The sequence below is a fragment of the Chryseobacterium sp. MA9 genome, from assembly GCF_024399315.1.
Classification (GTDB): Bacteria; Bacteroidota; Bacteroidia; order Flavobacteriales; family Weeksellaceae; genus Chryseobacterium.
In genome coordinates this window covers 2,965,097-2,990,137 of the sequence record NZ_CP075170.1, presented here as the reverse complement: position 1 = coordinate 2,990,137, position 25,041 = coordinate 2,965,097, and the positions used below count along the sequence as shown (strand labels likewise).

The 25,041-nt window shown below is 37.5% G+C and carries 17 protein-coding genes, 2 tRNA genes and 3 rRNA genes; 19 read left to right on the top strand and 3 right to left on the bottom strand.

What is annotated here, in order from left to right; genetic code table 11:
• Positions 1-59 precede the first annotated feature (59 nt).
• The 19 genes from KIK00_RS13585 (at position 60) to rrf (ending at position 20,745) form a co-directional block, all read left to right on the top strand.
• Entirely contained in the window at positions 60-446 is a 387-nt protein-coding gene (locus KIK00_RS13585; RefSeq protein WP_255812916.1) for a helix-turn-helix domain-containing protein, read from the top strand.
• A 153-nt stretch (positions 447-599) separates the two neighbouring features.
• Positions 600-1,670 (top strand): formimidoylglutamase, encoded by a 1,071-nt coding sequence (locus tag KIK00_RS13580; RefSeq protein ID WP_255812915.1) that lies wholly within the window; start codon positions 600-602, stop codon positions 1,668-1,670.
• Positions 1,671-1,673: 3 nt separating this feature from the next.
• On the top strand, positions 1,674-2,675 hold the full coding sequence (locus KIK00_RS13575; RefSeq protein ID WP_255812914.1) for a glycosyltransferase: 1,002 nt from the start codon (positions 1,674-1,676) through the stop codon (positions 2,673-2,675).
• A gap of 114 nt (positions 2,676-2,789) precedes the next feature.
• Entirely contained in the window at positions 2,790-3,908 is a 1,119-nt protein-coding gene (locus KIK00_RS13570) for a glycosyltransferase family 4 protein (protein WP_255812913.1), read from the top strand.
• 35 nt (positions 3,909-3,943) lie between these two features.
• Positions 3,944-4,828: a polysaccharide biosynthesis/export family protein gene (locus KIK00_RS13565; protein ID WP_255812912.1), complete on the top strand. Its 885-nt coding sequence runs from the start codon at positions 3,944-3,946 to the stop codon at positions 4,826-4,828.
• 2 nt (positions 4,829-4,830) lie between these two features.
• Positions 4,831-7,329 (top strand): exopolysaccharide transport family protein, encoded by a 2,499-nt coding sequence (locus KIK00_RS13560; RefSeq protein ID WP_255812911.1) that lies wholly within the window; start codon positions 4,831-4,833, stop codon positions 7,327-7,329.
• A 213-nt stretch (positions 7,330-7,542) separates the two neighbouring features.
• Positions 7,543-8,433 (top strand): DUF6089 family protein, encoded by an 891-nt coding sequence (locus KIK00_RS13555; protein WP_255812910.1) that lies wholly within the window; start codon positions 7,543-7,545, stop codon positions 8,431-8,433.
• Position 8,434: 1 nt separating this feature from the next.
• Complete coding sequence (locus tag KIK00_RS13550; RefSeq protein ID WP_255812909.1) at positions 8,435-9,184, top strand: isoprenyl transferase; 750 nt, start codon at positions 8,435-8,437, stop codon at positions 9,182-9,184.
• 28 nt (positions 9,185-9,212) lie between these two features.
• On the top strand, positions 9,213-11,747 hold the full coding sequence (gene bamA / locus KIK00_RS13545; RefSeq protein ID WP_255812908.1) for an outer membrane protein assembly factor BamA: 2,535 nt from the start codon (positions 9,213-9,215) through the stop codon (positions 11,745-11,747).
• Positions 11,711-12,310, top strand: a complete 600-nt coding sequence (locus KIK00_RS13540; RefSeq protein ID WP_370647710.1) for an OmpH family outer membrane protein — start codon at positions 11,711-11,713, stop codon at positions 12,308-12,310. The genes bamA and KIK00_RS13540 overlap by 37 nt, the downstream gene beginning before the upstream one ends.
• A 67-nt stretch (positions 12,311-12,377) precedes the next feature.
• Positions 12,378-12,881, top strand: coding sequence for an OmpH family outer membrane protein (locus tag KIK00_RS13535; RefSeq protein WP_047377419.1), 504 nt, complete (start codon positions 12,378-12,380; stop codon positions 12,879-12,881).
• 70 nt (positions 12,882-12,951) lie between these two features.
• Entirely contained in the window at positions 12,952-13,437 is a 486-nt protein-coding gene (locus tag KIK00_RS13530) for a thioesterase family protein (protein WP_047377420.1), read from the top strand.
• Between the two features lie 48 nt (positions 13,438-13,485).
• Positions 13,486-14,349 (top strand): dTDP-4-dehydrorhamnose reductase, encoded by an 864-nt coding sequence (gene rfbD / locus KIK00_RS13525; protein ID WP_255812906.1) that lies wholly within the window; start codon positions 13,486-13,488, stop codon positions 14,347-14,349.
• A 7-nt stretch (positions 14,350-14,356) separates the two neighbouring features.
• On the top strand, positions 14,357-15,037 hold the full coding sequence (locus KIK00_RS13520; RefSeq protein WP_255812900.1) for a hypothetical protein: 681 nt from the start codon (positions 14,357-14,359) through the stop codon (positions 15,035-15,037).
• 590 nt (positions 15,038-15,627) lie between these two features.
• Positions 15,628-17,144, top strand: a 16S ribosomal RNA gene (locus KIK00_RS13515).
• A gap of 196 nt (positions 17,145-17,340) precedes the next feature.
• Positions 17,341-17,414 (top strand) — tRNA-Ile (locus tag KIK00_RS13510).
• Positions 17,415-17,497: 83 nt separating this feature from the next.
• Positions 17,498-17,571 (top strand) — tRNA-Ala (locus tag KIK00_RS13505).
• Positions 17,572-17,724: 153 nt separating this feature from the next.
• A 23S ribosomal RNA gene (locus tag KIK00_RS13500) occupies positions 17,725-20,482 on the top strand.
• A gap of 155 nt (positions 20,483-20,637) precedes the next feature.
• Positions 20,638-20,745, top strand: a 5S ribosomal RNA gene (gene rrf / locus KIK00_RS13495).
• The 16S, 23S and 5S rRNA genes sit together here with 2 tRNA genes alongside, the layout of an rRNA operon.
• A gap of 546 nt (positions 20,746-21,291) precedes the next feature.
• Here rrf and KIK00_RS13490 read toward each other — a convergent pair.
• From KIK00_RS13490 to KIK00_RS13480, 3 genes are read right to left on the bottom strand one after another with little or no spacing between them, the layout of a single operon-like run.
• The gene (locus KIK00_RS13490; RefSeq protein WP_255812899.1) at positions 21,292-21,861 is read right to left on the bottom strand and encodes a hypothetical protein; all 570 of its coding nucleotides are present in this window, start codon (positions 21,859-21,861) and stop codon (positions 21,292-21,294) included.
• A gap of 9 nt (positions 21,862-21,870) precedes the next feature.
• Positions 21,871-22,395: a hypothetical protein gene (locus tag KIK00_RS13485; protein ID WP_255812898.1), complete on the bottom strand. Its 525-nt coding sequence runs from the start codon at positions 22,393-22,395 to the stop codon at positions 21,871-21,873.
• Positions 22,392-25,034 (bottom strand): hypothetical protein, encoded by a 2,643-nt coding sequence (locus KIK00_RS13480; RefSeq protein ID WP_255812897.1) that lies wholly within the window; start codon positions 25,032-25,034, stop codon positions 22,392-22,394. The genes KIK00_RS13485 and KIK00_RS13480 overlap by 4 nt, the downstream gene beginning before the upstream one ends.
• Between the last annotated feature and the right edge of the window lie 7 nt (positions 25,035-25,041).

The window sequence follows — 25,041 nt, the reverse complement described above, 5'->3', positions numbered from 1 at the left end:
AACAAAAGTTTTAAATTTAGATAACAAAAAATAGTAAATTAGCTAGAAATTATTAGAATATGTCTTTAGGAACTAAACTTCGAGAATTAAGAACCAACAGAAATCTTTCTCAGATGCAGGTAGCGGTAGAGCTTGATGTTTCGCAAACAGCATATGGAAAATGGGAAAGTGATCAGACTAAACCAGGGATAGATAATCTTTTAAAAATTTCAGAATTTTATGAAACGGATATTTATAATCTTCTAAATGACAAGGAAAGTAATCACAACTTTAATAATACATATGATAATTCAAATGTAAATAATGCCGTTGAGACAGTAAATTACTATGTTTCTGAAAAACTAGTAGAACAATACGAAGCACGTATCAAAGATCTTCAGGATAGAAATCAGGAACTGAAAGACCTTGCAGAATATTGGAAAAATAAAGCAGAAGCAAACAAGTAGGAATTTTCTGTGAGTTCTAAAAAATATCAGCCCTCAACAATTTGTTGACGGCTTTTTTGTGAACAATATATAGCACACTCTACTCAGTTCCTATGTTTTTTGTATGTTTGTTATATCAAGCAATTAATCAATTATTATATTTCAAATTAAAATATGGATTTCGAAGACTTTATCATTTCACCAAGAAATTTCAAAACAGAAAGCTGGCAGATAGGAAATCGGATTACAAAAGATATCAAAGAAGATAGTATTGTCCTTTTGTTTGTATCTGATTACAGAGGTGTGGGCGGAGATGCAGAAGTACAGGATTTTACAGCGGTGAGGAATGAGTTTTATAAACTTTCGCAGATGGATTTTGAAATTCCTGTTGTAGATCTTGGAGACCTGGTGTCTGGGAAGTCTGTTCAGGATACCCATTATATTTTGCAGGAAGTCCTGTCAGCATGTCATTACAAAAGAGCAATTCCAGTGATTGTGGGTGGATCCAATGATTTTGCTTTCTCATTATTTTCTGCTTTGAATTTTCATCAGAAAAATATCAATTATACCCAGATCAGTAATATTATTTCCCTTCAACAGGGTGAAACTATCAATGAACATACTTTCTTGGGTAAAATTTTTGGAGCTAAGAATTTCTCTATTAAAAATTATCATCATTTAGGATACCAGAAGCATTTGAATGAAATGGATTCCGTAAGATTGATCAAAGAAGTGGAGTTTGATATTATCCGACTTGCTGAAATGATGAATTCTACAGAAAAAACAGAACCTTTCTTCAGAAAAGCAGATCTGGTGACCGTAAATTGTGATGCTGTGGAAAGTTTCAGCGAACCTTTTTCCATGAATCCACAGGTAAATGGATTAAACAGAAGAGAGATTTGTGCCTACATGAAAGAGATCGGATTGAGTGAAAATCTGAAATCTGTAGGGATTTTTAATTATAATATTTATTCAGAAAACCAGTTGAACCATCAGCTTTTAGCACAAATGTTATGGTATCTGATTGAAGGAATCAATATCCAGCATTCCCACCCAAAGGAAAGACATTATGAGCTGTTCTATGTTTTGATAGATGACAGACAGTACGCCTTCAAGCGTGATACTTTCAGTAATTTGTGGTATTTTGGTGATGATGAAAATATAGAAAATTGCATTCCGTGTTCCAGAAAGGATTTTGATGAAGCTAAAAAAGGATGGCTGAATGCAAGACTGACGAAAATTTAATGTATGACAAATGTTCCCTCAAAAGTATCCATTATTGTTCCTGTTTATAATGTCGAAAATTATCTGACAAAATGCCTTGATTCCCTGGTGAACCAAAGTCTCTCCAATATTGAGATTCTTGTAGTGAACGATGGAAGTAAGGATAATTCAGGAAAAATCATTGAAGAATATGCACAAAGATATCCGGAAAAAATAAAAGCTTTTAGCAAAGAAAACGGAGGTTTAAGTGATGCCCGTAATTTTGGGCTTGACAGAGCTGCCGGAGATTATATAGGTTTTGTAGACAGTGATGACTATGTTTCCGAAACAATGTTTGAAGAAATGCTTCTTTTAGGAGAAAAATATAAGGCAAAAATGGTGATCTGCAATATTCAGAAAGTTGACGAAACAGGGAAGGTTACCCAAAAACTGACTCAGCTTCCCAACATGCCCGAGAAAATAGCACTTGAAAATAATTTTTCAGTGTTCTCGGATATCAGCTATTTTGCATGCAATAAGCTGTTCAAAAAAGAACTTTTTCATCAAAGAAGATTTAAAAAGGGAGTTCATTTTGAAGATATTCAGCTGATTCCACAACTTTTACTGGAATGTGATACCATTGCTCAGACCCAGAATTTCCATTATCAATATCTTGAACGTACCGATTCTATTACGAAAACCCATACAGAAAAAGGACTTGATATGCTGAAAGCAGTGGCTGATGTGGAAAATGTATTCAATGAATCTCAATATTCTCACAAAAAAGAAGAATTAAAAAACTTCCAGATTTTTGAAGGAGTTTACTCATTTCTTGCTTATCTGGCCTTTGTGAAAAAAGAAGAAATATTTTATAGTATGTCTGATCAGTTGGTTCTTTTTATGAAGGAAAGACAAATAAAAATTCAAGATATATTGAAGTATAGTCGTTTTGGTAAGAATTATCTTTTATCTTTGCCTTTGAAGAAAAAAATTTTTTATCTGTTGTTTTTTGGAGGACAGAAAAGATTGATAAGAAAGTTGATTTAATAAACACAAATGTACGTGCTATTGTTTCGAGCAATAGAAAAATAATGATGAAGTTCTTTATAAGTTCTACATTGTGAGTTTTTATTGAGAAATGCAAGTGCTGAATAAGAAAGAATGAAAAATTTTGAATTGTTCTTAAGCGGATCGGGAATACCTATTTTCTATGTAAAAATAGGACTTGGTTTCGTATTCGCCTTTTTAATTACCTTTTTCTCTATTCCTACCATCGTCAAGATCTCAAGAAGGAAGAATCTGATGGATGAGCCTGGGATAAGAAGTTCGCATCTTAGAGAAATTCCTAACCTTGGTGGAATTGCCATTTTCTATTCCATTGGAATCTGCGCTTCTATTTTTGCTTATGAGCTGTTTGACCTCTACAAATTTTTATTTGCTTCATTGATTATCCTGCTTTATGTAGGGGTAATGGATGATATTGTTGTGATGAGGGCTTATAAGAAACTTGTTGCACAGATTGTAGTGTCTTCTCTGGTGGTTATTGGTTCAGATATTAGAATAAGAAGCTTATTTGGAATATTTGGAGTGTATGAATTGGGGTATTTTGTAAGTATACTGTTCAGTATTATCACCTTTATTATACTTATCAATGCTTTCAACCTGATCGATGGGATAGACGGATTGGCGGGCGGTTATTCTGTAATTTGCAGTGCTTTATTTGGAATAAGCTATTACCGGTTAGGAGAATATAATTATCCGCTGGTAGTATTGTCTGTTGTTATTATTGGGACAGTATTGGCCTTCCTGTATTATAACCTGTCCAACTATCGTACCCGTAAAATATTTATGGGAGATACCGGGTCCATGCTGCTTGGCTTTTTACTGGCCTTTACTTCCATTTGTTTCATAGATATTTTTATTGATAAAAACCTGATAGATGTACCAAGGTATCATCTTCAGTCTGCTCCTGTAGTAGCTGTAGCGATCCTGATTCTTCCGATTGTAGATACATTAAATGTAATATTTATAAGGCTTTACAATAAGAAATCACCATTTGACGCTGATAAAAACCACATTCACCATAAGCTGTTGAAGCTAAATCTTACCCACAGAAGATCTACTTTTTATATCATTCTTTACTATTTGATGATCGTGGGAGCCGCTTATTATTTAAGACATATTGATGTCAATCTGTTATTATTGGTGATTATTTCATTAGGCTTTTTCGGAGCTTATCTGCCAGATTTGCTATATCGATTAAGAAATAACAAAAATTAACAATTAAATATTACTTTTGTAAACAATATCCAAATATGATGAAGAATTTTAAATATTTATTTTTAATATTCCCTTTTTTAGTTACCTCATGTATCACAACAAAGGATGTGAGATACTTGCAGCCAAGCGAAAGCCTTGTCATTAACGAAGAAGGTCTTATTCCGTACAATATTCCCGTGTACAGGATTACCAAAAATGACATCCTCAATCTTAATATTGTGACCACTCCCAAAGGAGATGCAGCACAGTTTTATTCCTCTTACAATACTTCAGGCGGAGTTGCCGGCGGAGGGGTAACAAGTTCTGCAATATCAGGTGGTGGTAGTGTAGGAGGTGTGGTGAGTGCCAATGCCGGAGGAGGCAGAGGCGGAAATATGAATTTTTATTTTAACGGACTGAAGGTGGACTCCAATGGTGATATCAATGTGTTCGGAATAGGATATGTAAAAGCTGAAGGAAGAACTCTTGATGATATTACAAAAGAAATACAGGATAAAGTAAACGAGAATTTCCAGGAAGGTAAATCTGAAGTACGACTGAATACAGACGGTATTACATATTATATTCTTGGTGACGTGGAAACTACAGGACTTTCAGGCGAAAAAGTAGCTCACAAAAACACTCTTACGATTACTGAGGCATTGGCTATTAATGGTGGATTGAACAGAACTATTGATAAAAGAGAAGTCGTTATCCACAGAAAACTTCCGGAAGGAATCAAAATTGCCAAAATAGATCTTACCCGTGAAGACCTTATGAACTCTCCGTATTATTATGTACAGAACGGAGATGAAATCTATCTGAATACAAGAGCAAAAAGCTTGAATGGATTCGGAAAAGACCCAATCCAGACTTTGACTACAGGGGTTTCTGTAATTACTACTGCATTATCTATTTATTTACTCCTTAAAAATCTTTAATCATGATTCCAGAAAGAGTAAACACTGCAGAGAAGAATAATGCTCAGAAAGATAAATCCGGGACATTTGCATTATTTGATTTAGAACACTTTTTAAGAAGGGTTCTTAAAAACTGGTACTGGTTTGTATTGATGTTTATCATTGGCTATGCCATGGCGTGGGTATATAGTAAATATTATGCACAGAATATTTATGCATCAGACTTATCATTAAGTACTTCCAGTAAAGCTTCAGAGTTTCTGCCAACTCAGTCTAACCAATCCATTAACTTCATTTGGGGAGATACAGGAAATCAGGATGGGCTTTATTTGAAGAAAATGCTTTTATCCAGATCTCACAATGAGTTTTTGGTGAAAGAATTAGATCTTTTTGTAAACTATTCTACCAAAGGACTTATAAAATCTACTTACCTTGACAAAGATGATTCACCCGTTTTTCTTCAGATTGATAAAAAGCACCTTCAGCAGATCAATTATCCTATTACGCTGATACCAAAAGGAAATGGAGCTTATGAAGTGATTTTACCTGAAGAAGGAGAATCTACAAGCTTATACAACTATGAAGTAGAAGGGTTCCAGGACATTAACTCTTATAAAAGACCAGCAGATAAAACCATCAAAATTAATGAATGGTATAATTCGCCTAACCTGAGATTCAGACTGCTTCAAAACCCTGTTGCTACAAAAATTAAGCTTGATAATATTATTATTAAGCTGAGCTCTGTAAACCAGAGCGTAGATGAAATCGTTTCTACCACAGGAGTAGACTTTGATAAAGAAATCAGGTCTATTATGATTATTACTAAAAAAGGATACAACCTTAATAATACAGTTAACTTCCTGAATAAATCTGTTGCAGAACTGCAGAAAAAGAGACTTGCTGATAAAAATATCGTTAATAAGAATACAGACATCTTTTTAAAAGAAAATCTTGGGAATATCCGTAAAAAACTTGATTCAAGCGCAAATGTGCTTAATTATTTAAAGACTTCTGAAAAACTCTATAATATTAAAGACAGGGATGAAAAATCTCTCGAAAAAATAAAAGAACTTGAAGCTAAAAAAGCCGATATCATTAGCAAGATCAGTTCTCTGAACAATATCAAGAACACACTTCAGTCTCAGAATTTCGATAAAATGATCGGAACAAATGCGGCAGGTTTCGAAGATGGTGTTTTCACAGCAACGGTTTCTGAACTTAAAGCTTTATATACCAAAAAAGCAGAAATGGCCACTATTTATAAGCCGTCATCAGAACCTATGAGAGAAATCAACAGGCTTATTGATGAAGCAAGAATGGGGTCATCCAATAGTTTGAGAAACTATTATAACAGATATTATGAAGAAATCAATAAAATAGATCGTGAAATGGCTGGTGCCAATTCTGATTTAGCAACTTATCCTGAAAAAGAAAGAAGATATCTGGATGCAGAGAGAGGTTATAACATGATTGAAGCTACTTATAACAGTCTTTTAGGTAGACAGAGTGATACCCAGATGAGAATGGCTACCAATCAGTCTGATATAACGGTTATTGACCCGGCTAAAAATTTAGGACAAAGACCCATTGGGCCTAATGTTAAATTGGCAAGAATGGCTATTATTTCAGGAATGTTGTTGCTTCCACTATTATTTATCCTGATTGGTGAAGTGTTTGATAACAAGATCCGAAATATCAAAGAACTTTTAAGTGCCACGAAAATTCCACTTCTTGGGGTTATTGGAAATAACAATAATGAAAATATGCTTACTGTTCTGGAGCAGCCAAAATCATCTGTATCAGAAGCTTTCAGGGGAATAAGAGCCAATATGAGATTTTTGATAGATAATGAAGATCAAAAAGGTAAAGTCATATTAATTACATCATCCATCGGAGGAGAAGGAAAGACTTATATTTCCATTAATCTTGCATCTGTAATTGGATTAAGCGATAAAAAAACAATCTTACTGGGTATGGACCTTAGAAAACCAAAAATCTTCGGAGACTTCAAGATTGATAATAAATATGGTATTTCAAATTATCTTACCGGGGAAGTAGGAATTGATCAGATTATCAACAAAACAAAAATCCCAAATCTGGATGTTGCCACTTCAGGACCTATTCCGCCAAACCCTTCTGAACTTTTAATGAGTCAGAGAAATATTAAATTTATAGAAGAACTGAAAGAAAAATATGATTTTATTATTATAGATTCACCACCGGTAGGATTAGTGGCAGATTCATATGAGCTTATGAAGCATTCTGATGCCAATATTTATGTTGTGCGCCATGAATACACAGAAAAATACATGCTGAAAATGATTACGGATAAGTATCATAATGATGAGATTGATAATTTGGGACTTGTTTATAATGATTATAATACAAAACAGGGCTACGGTTACGGTTATGGCTACGGATATGGCTATGGTTACGGATATTTTGATGAGGATAAAAATTATAAAGAGCCATTGCTGATAAGGATCAGAAATAAAGTACAGGTATTATTTAATAAAAAATAAAGCATTAAACCCTCATTTAATGGGGGTTTTTTCATATTTAATGTATTTTCATTCTATGAAAAAAAGAATATTTTTGCCACTTTGCCGTTTACTTTATAACAAATTATGTTTTTTTGTTTATTTTTAACTAAACATTAAGATTATCATTAATATAAAAATGTTTTATATTTGCAAAAATTAAATTTTAAAATAACCATAAATCCATATTCTTTTATGAATAAAAAATTATTGTTTAGCTTCCTTGCCTTCCTTGGAGTGGTAAGTGTTAAAGCACAAAGAAACGAATTGGGAGTTCGTCTAGGTATGAGTAACCTAGTGGGAGATGTAGGAAGGACAAATTATATTTTACAGAAGCCGTTGGATTTAAACAGAGTGTCAGATTGGGGCATCCCATTTTATGGAGGTTTGTTATATAGATTTAATTTTAACCCGCATCAGACCGTTAGATTGGATTTAGGATACAACCAGGTTCAGTTTAGTGATAAAGCTGCGAAAGAAGATTATAGAAGAAATAGAAACTCATACGGAAAAAATAACGTGTATGAGGCGAGTTTAATGTTTGAATATAACTTTTTCCCGGTAAATAATGAGCAGATCAGCATGCTAAGCCCTTATATCTTCGGAGGTGTTGGTGCTTTGATGTTTGATGCTCCTAAGGCAACTCTTGTGAATGATTTCAGAAGAGATGCAGATGGTGTGGCGCAGGCTCCAATTAATGAATTGGATTTCACCACGAAAACAGATTATTCATTAGGAAAAAAAGTAACAATGCATATTCCTTTTGGGGTGGGTTTGAAGTATAAATTCAACCATTCTTGGGCTATATTTGCAGAAGCTACATTCAGATATACATTGACAGATCAGTTGGATCATAGTAAGATCCTTGACAAAGATGTAAAAACTTCTTTTAATACAGATATTTTGGACCCAGCAACAGGAGGTTCATTATTGCAGTCAGGAAATTATTATGCAGTTTCTAAGGAAAGAGAAGCAGAGTTTATTAAAAAGAGAAATATTGGAGATGGAAGATCGAACGACTGGATGAATACTTTCAGTTTAGGACTCACGTATTCGTTCGGAAGACCTCCATGTTATTGTGAATAATATGTCGTTGATTAAAGATAAAATAAATTCTGAGAATTTACCAAAACACGTAGCCATCATTATGGATGGTAATGGAAGATGGGCAAAATCTCGTGGCGAGGAAAGAACTTTTGGTCACAAAAATGCCATTAATGCAGTAAGAAATGCCATTAATGCTTGTAATGAGATTAATATCCCTTACTTAACACTTTACACATTCTCTTCAGAAAATTGGAGCCGTCCAACTGAAGAAGTGAATACACTTATGAACCTGTTGGTAGAAACCTTACTGCTTGAGGCAGAAGAAATCTTCAGCAAAGGATTGAGAATGCATGTGATAGGTAATCTTGAAAAACTGCCTCCTTTAGTAAAAGAGCAGTTGGAGCGTGTGGTAGAACTCACAAAAGAAAACACAAAAGGAAACCTTGTATTGGCTATAAGCTATGGCTCACAAAATGAAATACTTGAAGCCGTTAAAAATATAAGTTCTGATGTAAAAGAAGGAAAAGTAGAGATAGAAAATATTAACGAAAGTTTATTTGAAAACTACCTTTATACAAAAGATTTTCCTCCTGTAGACTTACTGATCAGAACCAGCGGTGAAATAAGAATAAGTAATTTCCTGCTTTGGCAGATCGCTTATGCAGAACTACAGTTTTTAAATGTTCTGTGGCCGGATTTTACCAAAGATATTTTCTTCCAATGTATTGTAGATTATCAAAACAAAGAAAGAAGATACGGTTTAACCGGTGAGCAAGTAAAAGGCCAATAAAATTTTAAGAAAAGAAAGACTCGATAAAATGAAGTTTAGACTATTACCCATCATTATGTTTGCTGCTTCTGCACATTTTTATGGACAAGTAACTCCACAAGACAGCACAAAAGTAAATAATGCTGTTCATGCAGAAAATGAGGCAGGCACTTATACACTTAAAGACATCGTTGTAGATGGGGTAAAAAAATATACACCAGCTCAGATCTTAAGATTTACAGGTCTTACTAAAGGAGAAAGCGTAGACATTCCGGGGCAGAAAATCAGCAATGCTGTTAAAAAACTTTGGGATACCCAATCTTTTTCTGAAGTGGAAGTTTATGTTCAAAGCATTGAAGGACAGACAATCGTTCTGAAATTTCACCTGCAGGATCTGAAAGAACTTGGAGAAGTGAAATTCGCAGGGAAAGGAATTGGTAAATCTAAGAGTGAAAAGCTGGCAAAGGATAACAACCTTAAACCAGGAACTAAGATTACTCAAAACTTAGTTTCTAGTCTTAAAACAAATGTTCCTAAAGATTACATTAAAAAAGGTTTTGCAGATGCCAAAATCAGCATTCAGGATAAAGTAAATGCAGGAGACCCTGCTTTAGTAGACTGGACCATTAATGTAGAGAAGGGAAAAAGAATTAAGATTGATCATATTGAATTTGAAGGAAACGAAAATGTAACTGATAGAAAGCTTAGAAACAAAGCTTTCAAAGAAACAAAACAAAAACGTTTCGGTATTGGTGGAATTTTGAAATCCTCAAAATTCATTGAAGATAAATATCAAGAAGATAAGCAAAGTCTTATCAGTTATTATAACTCCCTGGGATATAGAGACGCGAAAATCGTTTCAGATTCAGTTTGGAGAAACAAAAGAAATAACTACGAAATCAATGTAAAACTTAATGAGGGTAAAAAATATTATATCGGGGACGTTACGTTCACGGGGAATACGGTTTACGCTACAGAATATTTACAGAGATTATTAGGATATAAAAAAGGAGATATTTATGATGCTGTAGGATTCAACAAAAAAGTTGGAGAAGATGGAGGTAAAGAAGATGACTCAGATATCAAATCTGTTTACATGAACAACGGTTACCTTTTCTCTAATGTTACACCTGTTGAAAAATCAGTATCAGGAGACGCCGTAAACCTTGAAGTTAGAATTAATGAAGGAGAGCAGGCTACATGGAATAAAGTAACATGGCAGGGGAACACTACAACCCATGACCACGTTATCCTTAGAGCACTGAGAACAAAACCGGGAGAGCTATTCAAGAAAACGGAAATTAAAAGAACATACTTCGATCTAGCAGGGATGTCATTCTTTGACCCTCAGCAGATCGGTCAGGATATCCAGCCAAATCAGGTAGATAATACCGTTGATATCAACTGGAAGCTGGTAGAAAAAGGATCTTCTCAGGTACAGCTGCAGGCAGGTTACGGTGGTAACAGCTTCATCGGTACTTTAGGATTAACTTTTAATAACTTCTCATTAAAGAACTTCCTTAAGTTTAAGGACTTCAAACCAGTACCTCAGGGAGACGGACAAACGTTCTCTATTCAGGTGCAGGCAGGACAGTATTTCCAAAACTACGGTGTATCATTTACAGAACCTTGGTTATTTGGTACAAGAGCAACAGCCCTTTCTGTAAGTTTGAACAACTCAAGAGTAAGATATACAGATCAATACGGAGCTGCTCAGAAGCTTAACATCTTCTCTGCTTCGGCTGGTTTAAACAGACTATTAAACTGGCCGGATGATTATTTCTCACTTTATACAGGATTACAGTTCCAGAAGTATGACTTCAATAACTATCCATTCCAGTTTGGAAACACTACTGAAACTAACGGTACTGCCAATAACTTCAGTGTAAACTTAGGATTGAGCAGAAACTCAGCCGGTATCGACCCAATCTTCCCTACAATGGGATCCAATATTGAGCTTTCAGCAAAACTGACGCCTCCATACTCATTGTTTAAAAAGAAAGATTATTCCACAATGTCAGCTATTGATAAGTATAAGTGGATGGAATTCTATAAGATTAAATTCAAGGCAGATGTATACAACGAAATCGTTGGGAAACTTGTCTTAAGATCTTCTGCGGAAATGGGATTCATGGACGGATATAACAGTAAATTGGGAGCTCCGCCATTTGAAAGATTCTATATGGGAGGTACAGGTCTTTTCGGAGGTAGATATGACGGTAGAGAATTGATTCCTTTAAGAGGATATGAAAATGCCAGTACAGAAGGAGGTCAGGCAGATGATATTACTCAGACAGGTGGTGGTACAATCTATAACAGATTTACTTTAGAATTGAGATACCCGATTTCAATGAGCCAGACTGCAAAAATCTACGCACTGACATTTGCTGAAGGAGGTAACGTATGGAACTCATGGAGTTCTTACAGTCCATTCCAATTGAAAAGATCAGTCGGAATTGGTGTAAGAGTTTATATGGGAGCATTTGGATTGATCGGATTTGACTTTGCACTTGGTCTTGATAAAACATTATCAGGTGATAAGTCCGGATGGAGAAACCACTTCTTGATGAACCAAACATTATAATTACAGATATGAAGCACTTTAAAATAACTTTCACGTTCGCATTACTATTGCTTTTTGGATTCAGCAATGCCCAGAAAATAGGAGTAGTGGATACTAATGAAATTTTAAATAAATTACCTCAGTATAAAGAAGCTGAAGCAAGACTGAATTCTCAGATCGATACCTGGGAGTCAGAACTTCAAAGTCTTCAATCTGAATATGAAAGAAAAAAAGCTGCTTTTGAAAGTGAAAAAGTATTATTAATAGGTGACCAGCTTAAATTGAGAGAAAAAGAAGTTGTAGACCTTGATAAAAATATTAAAACTACTACTAGCTTACGTTTTGGAGCTAACGGTGAGATTACAAAACTGAGAACAAACCTTGTTCTGCCTTTTCAGGATCAGATCTGGGGAGCCATCAAAACAATGTCCGAAAAAAATGGATTGGGCATAGTTCTTGATAAAAGCAATAACATTAGTGTTATTTTCCTTCAGTCAAAATATGATTACACCGAGAAAGTATTGTCTGTTTTGCTGAAAGGAACAGACAAGAAGGAAAAAACAAATAGCAAAAGCAAAAAATAAGTTTTAAAAATTAACTTTTGCTATATTTTAAAATCTAAAAACAAATTAAATTATTTATTTACCAGTTATGAAAAAATTAAGTGTATTATTTGCAGCAGTAATGATGGTTGTATCTGTAGGTATGGCAAAAGCTCAAAAAATTGCTACTTTAGATGTAATGGGAGTTCTTAACGCTATGCCGGAGAAAAAGAAAGCAGATGCTGATCTTAAAACATTCTTAGATACTAAACAAGCTGAGATTAAGAAAAAAGCTGACGCAGCTCAAACTAAATATCAGCAATATCAAACAGAAGCTCCGAAAAAAACAGCTGACGAAAACGCAGCAAGAGAAGCTGAAATGAAAAAATTAGCTGAAGAAATCCAACAAATGCAGGATAAAGCTCAAAAAGATCTACAAGCTAAGCAGGATTTGGCTTTCGGACCAGTTGAGAAAAAACTGAACGATGCAGTAGAAAAAGTAGCTAAAGCTAACGGATACGATTATATTATGGATGCTAACTCAACTGCATTCCTTTATAAAGCAGGACCAGATGCTACTCCAGCTGTAAAGAAAGAACTTGGAGTTCAATAATTTCAGCAAATTAACAAAGATTTATAAAACTAACCATCTCTATTAGAGGTGGTTTTTTTATTTTTGCGGAATGGAAAAAGAAGTATCAACTACGGTAAAAGTTAGGTTTAGTGACTGCGATCCGATCGGACATTTGAATAATGTAAAATATCTTGATTATATGTTCAATGCCAGAGAAGATCATGTAGAAACTTTCTATGGATTTACCTATGAAGAATATACCAAGAAAACCGGCTGTACCTGGATTGCCATTCAAAATGAAATAGCCTATTTAAAAGAAGTAAGATATAACACTCAGGTTGTAATCAGCAGCAAAACCATCGATGTACAGGATAGAACTGCAAAAGTAGAAATCCTGATGAAAAGCTTAGATGAAAAGACAATTCATGCTGTACTTTGGGTAACTGTTATTTATTTCAATGTTAAAACAAGAAAATCTGAAGTTCATCCCGAAGATGTCAAAGAAATTTTCGACAAGTTTTATGTAGATTTGATTCAGAAAGACTTCCAGTCCAGAGTGAAGTTTTTAAGAAGCCAAAATGCAAAAAATTCTTAATCAGCAACTCTTATTGAAGATTCCAACTTAAAAATTAATAATATATAAATGAAAAAAATAGCAGTAATAGGAAGCAACGGACAATTGGGAAACTGCATTAGAAAAATAGCTCCAGATTTTGAACATCAATATGAATTCTTATTTACAGACTCATCCACTCTTGATGTTACCAATGAAGACCAGGTGAATGACTTCTTTTATGATAACAAACCTGATTACTGCATTAATGCTTCAGCATACACAGCGGTAGATCTGGCTGAAACCGAAAAAGAAAAAGCCTTTGCTGTAAATGCAGACGGTGTAGCTCATCTTGCCCAGGCTTGTGCAGATTATAAAACTACTCTGATTCATGTTTCTACAGACTATGTTTTTGATGGGACCACAAACCTTCCATATTCTGAAGACGATTTTACAAACCCGATAGGAGTATATGGAGAATCAAAAAGAAAAGGAGAAGAACTTGCTCTGGAAATTAACCCTAAGACAATTATCCTGAGAACCTCATGGCTGTACTCAGAGTTCAATAAGAACTTTGTGAAAACAATGCTGAATCTTTTCTCTCAGAAAAAAGAATTGGGAATTGTTGCTGATCAGTTTGGGCAGCCAACCAATGCAAATGATCTGGCAGAAGCTATCATGGAGATCATTGTAGCTCACCGTAAAACCTATGGAGTCTTTCACTTCTCAAACTATCCGGAAACAACATGGTTTGAATTTGCTAAAAAAATTGCTGAATTCTCAAAATCTTCAGTAAAATTGAATCCATTAACAACCGAACAGTACCCAACCCCTGCCAAAAGACCCGTAAGAAGTACAATGTCTTTGGATAAAATAGAGGAGACTTACAAAATAGAGCCCAAACATTGGGAAAACAGCCTTGAAGAATGTGTTGATACACTTTCACAACAATAATATATATATGAAGAATATTGCAATCATCTTTTCCGTATTGTGTATCCAGCTGTGGAATGCACAGAATGTTTATCTCACTAAAGTTGAAAAAACAAATGATAACCCGGATAAATTCTTTTATAAAAAAGAAGTTGCCGCTGCTGATGCCGTTTATTTAGGAGAAGTAGAAGTTCAGGGCTTTTCAAAAGATGATGCACTTATATTTTCCTTGGTCTATAAAAAAGCAAAAGAGATTGGTGCCAATACTTTTGAATTAAAACCTTTTGAAAACGTGGATGGGACAGCTCAGTCATTCAATGCCGCTAATTATAAGATTGCTTTATATTATACACCTAAAGAAAAGCTGACAGCCCAGCATGGCGAGATGTATATATTTGCATCCTCTGAGAAAGATCAGAAAATAAGCATCAATCGTAAAGATTATACCATCTCTCCCAGATCATTTTTAAAATTAAAAGTTGTTCCAGGGGAAATCTATACAATTTCAACTAAGAAACTTCTGGGTTCTACTGTCAAAGTTCAGCCAAAAGCGAATGATGATAACTTATACTTTCAGGTTTCATCTTTAAAAGTAAAGCCGGATAACTCAGGAGTAGGAGGTTTGAATCTTAAATCCGGCGATATTATTGGTCTGGAAAAGTCCTACGCCGAATTTTTGAGCGTTATTTACAATGAAAACAAATCTTAAGGAGTAAGCTATAACAAGTATTATTACTGATTTGTGTTAAGATGAATTAAAACTCCAAACAAATGTTTAAAATTTTTCTCACTGCGTTCCAGTTGATTAGGGCTTAATATTACATAAAGGTAAAATTTATGTTAAATAAAATTGTTTTGTGTTGTTATAAGTTGTTATCTTTGCCCCACTGAAAAACGAGAGTATAACAGTAGCGCAGAGGAGCTTTTAGCTAAGCATAAAACATTGATATACTTCAAGAAGAGACGGGTAAAAAAACTTCAAAATTTTTCACAAAAAGAGTTGCGGGTTTAAAAAGAGTTTGTATCTTTGCAGTCCCAATTACAGGGAGCGCAGGAGTATAGAGATTGAGGTTTTGGAAGAGGATTAAGGTTACTTAAAAAACTTTAAAATTTTCTTCAGAAACATTTGGTCAAATCAAAATAAAGTTTTACTTTTGCACTCGCAAATACGGAGCGCCACTGACAGAAGAGAGTGCTTCGTTACAAAGCGAAAGATATAAAGATCATTGACATACAATATAACAACCAAGTAAGGAAAAACTAAAGCGTTAAAAAACTTTGAGTGAGTCAGACAAACATACAATGGAGAGTTTGATCCTGGCTCAGGATGAACGCTAGCGGGAGGCCTAACACATGCAAGCCGAGCGGTATAGATCTTTCGGGATCTAGAGAGCGGCGTACGGGTGCGGAACACGTGTGCAACCTGCCTTTATCTGGGGGATAGCCTTTCGAAAGGGAGATTAATACCCCATAATATATCAGATGGCATCATTTGATATTGAAAACTCCGGTGGATAGAGATGGGCACGCGCAAGATTAGATAGTTGGTGAGGTAACGGCTCACCAAGTCTACGATCTTTAGGGGGCCTGAGAGGGTGATCCCCCACACTGGTACTGAGACACGGACCAGACTCCTACGGGAGGCAGCAGTGAGGAATATTGGACAATGGGTGAGAGCCTGATCCAGCCATCCCGCGTGAAGGACGACGGCCCTATGGGTTGTAAACTTCTTTTGTATAGGGATAAACCTACCCTCGTGAGGGTAGCTGAAGGTACTATACGAATAAGCACCGGCTAACTCCGTGCCAGCAGCCGCGGTAATACGGAGGGTGCAAGCGTTATCCGGATTTATTGGGTTTAAAGGGTCCGTAGGCGGATGTGTAAGTCAGTGGTGAAATCTCACAGCTTAACTGTGAAACTGCCATTGATACTGCATGTCTTGAGTGTTGTTGAAGTAGCTGGAATAAGTAGTGTAGCGGTGAAATGCATAGATATTACTTAGAACACCAATTGCGAAGGCAGGTTACTAAGCAACAACTGACGCTGATGGACGAAAGCGTGGGGAGCGAACAGGATTAGATACCCTGGTAGTCCACGCCGTAAACGATGCTAACTCGTTTTTGGGCTTTCGGGTTCAGAGACTAAGCGAAAGTGATAAGTTAGCCACCTGGGGAGTACGTTCGCAAGAATGAAACTCAAAGGAATTGACGGGGGCCCGCACAAGCGGTGGATTATGTGGTTTAATTCGATGATACGCGAGGAACCTTACCAAGGCTTAAATGGGAAATGACAGGTTTAGAAATAGACTTTTCTTCGGACATTTTTCAAGGTGCTGCATGGTTGTCGTCAGCTCGTGCCGTGAGGTGTTAGGTTAAGTCCTGCAACGAGCGCAACCCCTGTCACTAGTTGCCATCATTAAGTTGGGGACTCTAGTGAGACTGCCTACGCAAGTAGAGAGGAAGGTGGGGATGACGTCAAATCATCACGGCCCTTACGCCTTGGGCCACACACGTAATACAATGGCCGGTACAGAGGGCAGCTACACTGCGAAGTGATGCAAATCTCGAAAGCCGGTCTCAGTTCGGATTGGAGTCTGCAACTCGACTCTATGAAGCTGGAATCGCTAGTAATCGCGCATCAGCCATGGCGCGGTGAATACGTTCCCGGGCCTTGTACACACCGCCCGTCAAGCCATGGAAGTCTGGGGTACCTGAAGTCGGTGACCGTAACAGGAGCTGCCTAGGGTAAAACAGGTAACTAGGGCTAAGTCGTAACAAGGTAGCCGTACCGGAAGGTGCGGCTGGAACATCTCATTTTAGAGCGTCTTTAGGGACGATAAACAAAATTAGTACGCAAGTACAAAGTACTTACTTAAAGTAAAGCTTTAGTTTTTTGTTTGGTTGGTTATATTAACAATACAAAACCCACTAGAAATTAGTAAAGGGAAAGAGATTGAGAAATGCAGAAGAGGAAAAGGGATTACTTATTACTCATGGATCATTACTCATACAAAGTCTCGTAGCTCAGCTGGTTAGAGCGCTACACTGATAATGTAGAGGTCGGCAGTTCGAGCCTGCCCGAGACTACTAATTAAAGCGGCTGGCAAATAGCTTATAGCTGAAGGCAATAAAGCCAACAGCAAGGAGCAAATCGCCAACAGCACCTAGAGGGGGAATTAGCTCAGCTGGCTAGAGCGCCTGCCTTGCACGCAGGAGGTCAAGGGTTCGACTCCCTTATTCTCCACAGTTTTGGAAGACTGATTTAAAAGTTACGGATGGAGCCAAAAACAACATCTGTTCATCAGTTGAACAAGAAGACATTAAGATCATTGACATTAACGGTAAAGACATCACAAAGAGAAAACCGAGCGCATAAAGCGCTTGAGTAACCAATAGGAAAGAAATCGTTAAGGGCGTATGGCGGATGCCTAGGCTTTCAGAGGCGAAGAAGGACGTGGTAAGCTGCGAAAAGCTGCGGGGATTGGCACACACGAATTGATCCGCAGATGTCCGAATGGGGCAACCCGTCTGGTTGAAGACCAGTCATCCCTTAGGGGAAGCAAACCCGGAGAACTGAAACATCTAAGTACCCGGAGGAAAAGAAATCGAAGAGATTCCGTAAGTAGTGGCGAGCGAAAGCGGATTAGCCCAAAAGCTGATATATGTTTAATAGAATGTTCTGGAAAGAACGGCCGTAGAGGGTGATAGCCCCGTATATGAAAGGCATATTTGAGTGATAAATGAGTAGGGCGGGACACGTGAAATCCTGTCTGAATATGGGGGGACCATCCTCCAAGGCTAAATACTCCTGAAAGACCGATAGTGAACAAGTACTGTGAAGGAAAGGTGAAAAGCACTTCGAATAGAAGGGTGAAATAGAACCTGAAACCGTACGCCTACAAGCGGTCGGAGCAGCATTAAGCTGTGACGGCGTGCCTTTTGCATAATGAGCCTACGAGTTAATTTTACTAGCGAGGTTAAGGTATTAAGTACCGGAGCCGGAGCGAAAGCGAGTCTGAATAGGGCGCATAGTTAGTAGGATTAGACGCGAAACCTTGTGATCTACCCATGGGCAGGTTGAAGCTCTGGTAACACAGAGTGGAGGACCGAACCGGTTGACGTTGAAAAGTCTTCGGATGACCTGTGGGTAGGGGTGAAAGGCCAATCAAACTGGGAGATAGCTCGTACTCTCCGAAATGCATTTAGGTGCAGCGTCGTATATAAGTTTATTAGAGGTAGAGCTACTGATTGGATGCGGGGGTTTCATCGCCTACCAATTCCTGACAAACTCCGAATGCTAATAAATGTTCTACGGCAGTGAGGGCATGGGTGCTAAGGTCCATGTCCGAGAGGGAAAGAACCCAGACCAACAGCTAAGGTCCCAAAATATATGTTAAGTTGAAACAACGCGGTTGGACTGCATTGACAGCTAGGATGTTGGCTTGGAAGCAGCCATTCATTTAAAGAGTGCGTAACAGCTCACTAGTCGAGCGGTCCGGCATGGATAATAATCGGGCATAAACATATTACCGAAGCTATGGATTTATATTTTAGATATATCTGGTAGGAGAGCATTCTATTTGCGCCGAAGCAGTATCGTGAGGTATTGTGGAGCGGATAGAAAAGAAAATGTAGGCATAAGTAACGATAAAGCAGGCGAGAAACCTGCTCACCGAAAGACCAAGGCTTCCTCAGCCATGCTAATCAGCTGAGGGTTAGTCGGGACCTAACGCGAACCCGAAAGGGGTAGTGGATGGACAATGGGTTAATATTCCCATACTTGCTCACACTAAAAAGGGGACGGTTGGATGTAGCTGCTAAAGACTGACGGAATAGTCAAGGCCTAGCCTTCGGGCGAAGCTGCTGTAGTGTAATCTGATCCAAGAAAAGCCGAAGTGAAGCAACCCGTACCAAAACCGACACAGGTGGTCGAGGAGAGAATCCTAAGGTGCTCGAGTGAGTCGTGGCTAAGGAACTAGGCAAAATAGTCTCGTAACTTCGGAAGAAGAGACGCCATCAGCAATGGTGGCCGCAGTGAAGAGGCCCAGGCGACTGTTTATCAAAAACACAGGACTCTGCTAAATCGAAAGATGCTGTATAGGGTCTGACACCTGCCCGGTGCTGGAAGGTTAAGGAAGGTGCTTAGGGTTAAACCGAAGGCATTAACTGAAGCCCCAGTAAACGGCGGCCGTAACTATAACGGTCCTAAGGTAGCGAAATTCCTTGTCGGGTAAGTTCCGACCTGCACGAATGGTGTAACGATCTGGGCACTGTCTCAGCCACGAGCTCGGTGAAATTGTAGTATCGGTGAAGATGCCGATTACCCGCAATGGGACGAAAAGACCCTGTGAACCTTTACTATAACTTCGTATTGACTTTGAGTAAGTAATGTGTAGGATAGGTGGGAGGCTTTGAAGCTTGCACGCTAGTGTAGGTGGAGCCAACGTTGAAATACCACCCTTTACTTACTTGGAGCCTAACTTCTTTTAGAAGGACATTGCGTGGTGGGTAGTTTGACTGGGGTGGTCGCCTCCAAAAGAGTAACGGAGGCTTTCAAAGGTACCCTCAGCACGCTTGGTAACCGTGCGTAGAGTGTAATGGCATAAGGGTGCTTGACTGTGAGACCTACAAGTCGATCAGGTGCGAAAGCAGGACATAGTGATCCGGTGGTTCCGTATGGAAGGGCCATCGCTCATAGGATAAAAGGTACTCCGGGGATAACAGGCTAGTCTCCCCCAAGAGCTCACATCGACGGGGAGGTTCGGCACCTCGATGTCGGCTCGTCACATCCTGGGGCTGGAGAAGGTCCCAAGGGTTGGGCTGTTCGCCCATTAAAGTGGCACGCGAGCTGGGTTCAGAACGTCGTGAGACAGTTCGGTCTCTATCTATTGCGGGCGTTAGATGTTTGAGAGGGCTTGATTCTAGTACGAGAGGACCGAATTGAACAAACCTCTGGTGTATCAGTTGTACCGCCAGGTGCACCGCTGAGTAGCTACGTTTGGAAGAGATAAGCACTGAAAGCATATAAGTGCGAAACTCGCCTCAAGATGAGACATCTTTTAAGGGTCGTTGGAGATGACGACGTTGATAGGCTACAGGTGTAAAGACAGTAATGTCATAGCCGAGTAGTACTAATTACCCGTAGATTTATAGTCTATGGTTACTATATAAACCAGGTGCTTTATGTGCATTGAAGGTTTTGTCTTTGTGAAAGTTTTTATCGCTTAAAAACGCAATTGGCAACTAGCAGTTAGCGATTGGCAAAAAGCCAAAAGCAATGAGCAAAAAGCCAGATGCTATATACCTTCTTTAGGGTGGTTTTAGCGGTGGGGCTCACCTGTTCCCATTCCGAACACAGAAGTTAAGCCCACCAGCGCCGATGGTACTGCGAAAGCGGGAGAGTAGGCCGCCGCCAGTTTTTATTTTATTTTTAAAAATCCTTTATCTTATGATAAAGGATTTTTTTTTGTTGTATAACCCCACCTATCCGGCTAAGCCCAGTTCGACCCAACCCAGCCCAACTTACAGATAAATGATGAGCAATAAGTAATAGATAATAAGCAATCATCAATATGTAAATAGATCGCTATTATTGCCCGTTACTGATTATCCATTCTCATTAACCATTCTTCATCTTACTAGCTGATACCTCTTTGCTGTCACTATTACCGTTTATTATCCCCAACTTCTTACTCCGAATCTATATCTATACAATCCAGGAACCGTATTTTATCTTTTCTAAGAACTCATCAAATCATAAGTTTTGGCTAAAGCCCGTACCTATTGATCCTTTTTAAGCTTGTAAATCGGCTATTATATACAAGAACTTACATTGTGTAGAAAAGATTTATAATCTCTCAGAATCTATCTTATTTTAAGCCAAAAGAAACAAAAAAACCGCTTCTATAAAGAAACGGTTTCCATTTATAAAATTTTAATTTTTTTAATTACTTAAAAGAAGTTATTAATTGGGACCTATTGTGAAAACTACCTGCGTGCTATAGGTTGTAGCAGGAACTATTACAGAAACACCACTTATCTGCAGCTGTCCATTAATAGACGAATAAGTGACACTGTTACCCAGTCCCAAAATTCCCGTAAAATTTATTGTAAAGAATGCTGTAGCTACAGCTTGTGGTATTTCTACATAGGTTGTCCCACCATTGATAGTTGCAGTACAGCCAAGGCAAAGTCCACTGATACTGGTTGTTCCACCACTTCTTTTGGCATAAAGGTGTAGATTGCTGTTCCAGGTGGTAGGAGTATGATGTACACTTACTCTGGCCGCCCCACTTGTGAGTAGATTTAGGAAAGATCCTGGTAATGTACCGGATAATGTTATCAAATTAGTGGCACTTTCATAAGTTCCACTATAGTTTGTTCCAGCTTCTGTAATAGTTGGTGCACTTACAGTCCAGTTACTGCCGCCAACATTTATAGTCTGCGCTCCAAGACAGCTGCCAATTGTTAAAAGAATGCTGCTTACATATTTTTTTAAACGGATTTTTCTGAAAAAACAACTGTTGATTTTCATTTTTCAATTTTATTCTGTGATGGTGTAGACAATTACAACAGCCGTATTAGCTTGTGCCACTAAGTTAGCATAAGTATTGGTTGTTAGAGAAATGGTGAGAGCATGGCCATTATTAGCCCCATTGCCTGTGTAGGCACCTCCAATACCGCTGATAATTGTAACAGGAGTTGTGGTAAGAATAACCTGTCCTGAAGAAGTTCCCAGTGTTCCTCCTCCTGCTCCGGAAGCGGCGGCTGCCTGTAATCTTATATTAACTCCTGCAATAACTTGATTCACAGATGCAGTAATTCTTCTGGTAAGGCCTCCAGGTGCAATTGCGGAAGTATAGTTTACCCATTTTGAGGTGTTGGGAGTTGGGTTACCAAGGGCATTGCCCGCTTCGGTAGGAGGGGTAAAATTGAGTGTAAAATTTCCTGCAGGCTCTATATCCATTAAGGTTACGATAGGTAAAGTCATGGTGACAGTAGTCTGGGAATAGAATACACCCGACAAGATAAAAGACACTAATAACAATAGGGAACGGATCAAAATCATTTCTTCTTTTTTATTTCATTATATCCTACCTTTAAGGATTCCTGCTGATACTTTATTTCTATTGGTTGCTTGACAATATGAATGTTTAATTTTTTTGTTTCTGAAGGGTTAAGAGTAAACTGAAATTTATCGTTCGAGACTTTATAACGCTTATCAAGGCCATTACGATAGACTTTAACGGTCCAGTCTCCAGGTCTGAGATAAGTAAAATCAAAACCCTCACCTATAAAACAGATTTTACGATAGGTTTGATCCTTACCCGTAGTTTCTATAATAATACTTTCTTTTTTCTTTTTCTCTTTTTTAGCAAGCAATTCAGTAAATCCCGTGTGATCTTTTTCTTCTGTTTCTACAAACTGAATATGACCTTGAATATTAGCCGCTGTAGTTAATCCGAAATTAAAAATATTTTCCTTATTACTCAGAGAAAGGGCTGCTGGAAACGCTAATGTGGGAATATCATTGATCTCTGTTGTTGAACGGTCAATTTCCAGAAAATAACTGCCCGGAATCACATTTTTAAATGAATAATTTCCTTCCTGATCGGTAACAGACAGATAACTTCCTAGCATTAATCTTATCCCTTCTGTCTTTTTGATCCCAAGATTACTGACATTTCCGGATAACGAAATATATTCAGCTGTTTTCTGTACCGGAATATTGGGACGCCATGTATAGCGCATAGAGAATATAAAATCCTTATCCCCGATTTCTCCTCTCTGTAGTGAATATCTGCCGGAAAGATCAATTTCATTTCCGGGAAATAACTGCTGGTGGAAGAGAAGTTCAAACAAGTTTCTGTCTTTAAAATATTCTTCCGGCATATAATTGTTCTGATAAAAAATACTTAAAGTAGTCTTATCAGAAAACCGGCTGTAAATTCTTGCTCCATAATAAAGTTGTTTCTGATTCTGCAGCTGGTATCTTGAACTTATGGCGTAGCTTCCGAATATATTAAAATAGGTCCTGAATTTTTGAAATGAAAGATTGGTAGAATAAAAACTTGAATTACCGCTAAATCCTGTCAGATAATTGTCTGTTTTACCAAACTGTCCTTCAATATTCACCTGAAACATTCCAAGCTGCTGATCAATACTCACTTTGAAAAAACGTTCATAATAATCAAACTGTCTGGGTTCCAAACGATCCTGATACTTTTGATAACCGCTATTAAGGATAACAGATCCATCTGAACGATATTTATATTGTATCCCATATTGTAAATACTGTCTGTAGGGAGCTGCTAAAAACAGAGTATCTCTCTGGAAATTTTTAACATCCTGTGTATAATTGACAAAAGCACTGAGTTTTCTGGAAATTTTGTAGTTAATGTTCCCATTAAAGGTATTGGTATTCGTAAAATATCCTGCAAATTCCGGACTTGCTTTTACATACATTAAACTTCCATTGAACTTTTCAAAAATAGCATCAGCCTGCAGCATATAGGCAGTTCCCTCCGTTTTTTTTGTTTTACTGTAGGCCAGTTCTCCGGAAATATTAATATTTCTTGAGATTTTGAATTTTCCTTTGGTATAAGGAAGATGCGCATCAGAATCCAGCCTTATATCTCCATATCGGATTTCCTCCTTTCTTGGAGTCTTGTAAAGATATCCGACTGAAAGCTCTGATTCTTTTCGGATTTTGAAGCTGGAATAAATATTAAATTCATCCTTAATATCCCGGAAAAACCTGGGATGATTATAGAAACCACCCAGACTCACTTTATTAAAATCATACCGGATTTCTGCCCCGCGGCCATATCTTGCAAACTCCGTTAAATAAGATGAAGAATACGTTTTATCACCAAGATGAATAAAGAAGTTATCCCGTTTATAATTCACAAAATATTCTTCATATTGGGTAAATGTATTGAGATCTACAGGATTGTGGGTAACCGCCCGAAATTCGATCTGATTTTTGTTGTCTTTGTCCAGTGTCCCTTTACCGTAAATTTCTCCCTGAAAGCCATCATTGTAAACTCCCATATTCTGCATTCCGATGAATGATAATGAAAGGGCAACAGGAAGCCTATGGTAGATGTCGTTCTCAGATGGTTTTACCGATATAACCTGAGTACTTACATAAACACTTTGATTTTCCTTAAGATTATCCTTTGTGTACACCGAAAGATTAAGATTCTGAAATTCATTTTGTCTGAGTTCAGGATTTGTTATTTTGTGTATTGTAATGATTTTTGACTCATTGGGTTCTAATACTAATGAAGTCTCATTGTCAAGAATGGCATTTTTACTTTCGAGTCTGATATCTTCTCTTATATTACCATTATTTTTTAAAAGAAAAGCTACTCGGATTATTTCTCCTGCCCTTACAAACTCAGGTGAATTCAGAGCAGTAAGGGAAATATTTCGGTTTCCTGAAACTGTTATTTTTGATGTTTTTGTAAAGGATATTCCGTTGCTGCGGTCAGTAATATTCAGGGTTACAGAATAATTGCCCTGGCTTGTTTCTGTTGCAATACGCAAAGGTACCAGATAGGCAGATGTTTCATGTGGAGCAATCTGAAATTCTCCTTTTGCTAAAATAGGTGTAATAGATGAACTTGAAGTAGAAACTGAAATATCATAAATCCTGTTTTCACCTGAATTATTTTCTAATGTGAAAGGAATAGAAGTTGACATTCCCGGT

Bases quoted from the DNA above. Each gene is read 5' to 3' on its own strand.
- KIK00_RS13585 (WP_255812916.1), top strand. From the start codon at position 60: ATGTCTTTAGGAACTAAACTTCGAGAATTAAGAACCAACAGAAATCTT.
- KIK00_RS13580 (WP_255812915.1), top strand. From the start codon at position 600: ATGGATTTCGAAGACTTTATCATTTCACCAAGAAATTTCAAAACAGAA.
- KIK00_RS13575 (WP_255812914.1), top strand. From the start codon at position 1,674: ATGACAAATGTTCCCTCAAAAGTATCCATTATTGTTCCTGTTTATAAT.
- KIK00_RS13570 (WP_255812913.1), top strand. From the start codon at position 2,790: ATGAAAAATTTTGAATTGTTCTTAAGCGGATCGGGAATACCTATTTTC.
- KIK00_RS13565 (WP_255812912.1), top strand. From the start codon at position 3,944: ATGATGAAGAATTTTAAATATTTATTTTTAATATTCCCTTTTTTAGTT.
- KIK00_RS13560 (WP_255812911.1), top strand. From the start codon at position 4,831: ATGATTCCAGAAAGAGTAAACACTGCAGAGAAGAATAATGCTCAGAAA.
- KIK00_RS13555 (WP_255812910.1), top strand. From the start codon at position 7,543: ATGAATAAAAAATTATTGTTTAGCTTCCTTGCCTTCCTTGGAGTGGTA.
- KIK00_RS13550 (WP_255812909.1), top strand. From the start codon at position 8,435: ATGTCGTTGATTAAAGATAAAATAAATTCTGAGAATTTACCAAAACAC.
- bamA (WP_255812908.1), top strand. From the start codon at position 9,213: ATGAAGTTTAGACTATTACCCATCATTATGTTTGCTGCTTCTGCACAT.
- KIK00_RS13540 (WP_370647710.1), top strand. From the start codon at position 11,711: ATGGAGAAACCACTTCTTGATGAACCAAACATTATAATTACAGATATG.
- KIK00_RS13535 (WP_047377419.1), top strand. From the start codon at position 12,378: ATGAAAAAATTAAGTGTATTATTTGCAGCAGTAATGATGGTTGTATCT.
- KIK00_RS13530 (WP_047377420.1), top strand. From the start codon at position 12,952: ATGGAAAAAGAAGTATCAACTACGGTAAAAGTTAGGTTTAGTGACTGC.
- rfbD (WP_255812906.1), top strand. From the start codon at position 13,486: ATGAAAAAAATAGCAGTAATAGGAAGCAACGGACAATTGGGAAACTGC.
- KIK00_RS13520 (WP_255812900.1), top strand. From the start codon at position 14,357: ATGAAGAATATTGCAATCATCTTTTCCGTATTGTGTATCCAGCTGTGG.
- KIK00_RS13490 (WP_255812899.1), bottom strand. From the start codon at position 21,861: ATGAAAATCAACAGTTGTTTTTTCAGAAAAATCCGTTTAAAAAAATAT.
- KIK00_RS13485 (WP_255812898.1), bottom strand. From the start codon at position 22,395: ATGATTTTGATCCGTTCCCTATTGTTATTAGTGTCTTTTATCTTGTCG.
- KIK00_RS13480 (WP_255812897.1), bottom strand. From the start codon at position 25,034: ATGTCAACTTCTATTCCTTTCACATTAGAAAATAATTCAGGTGAAAAC.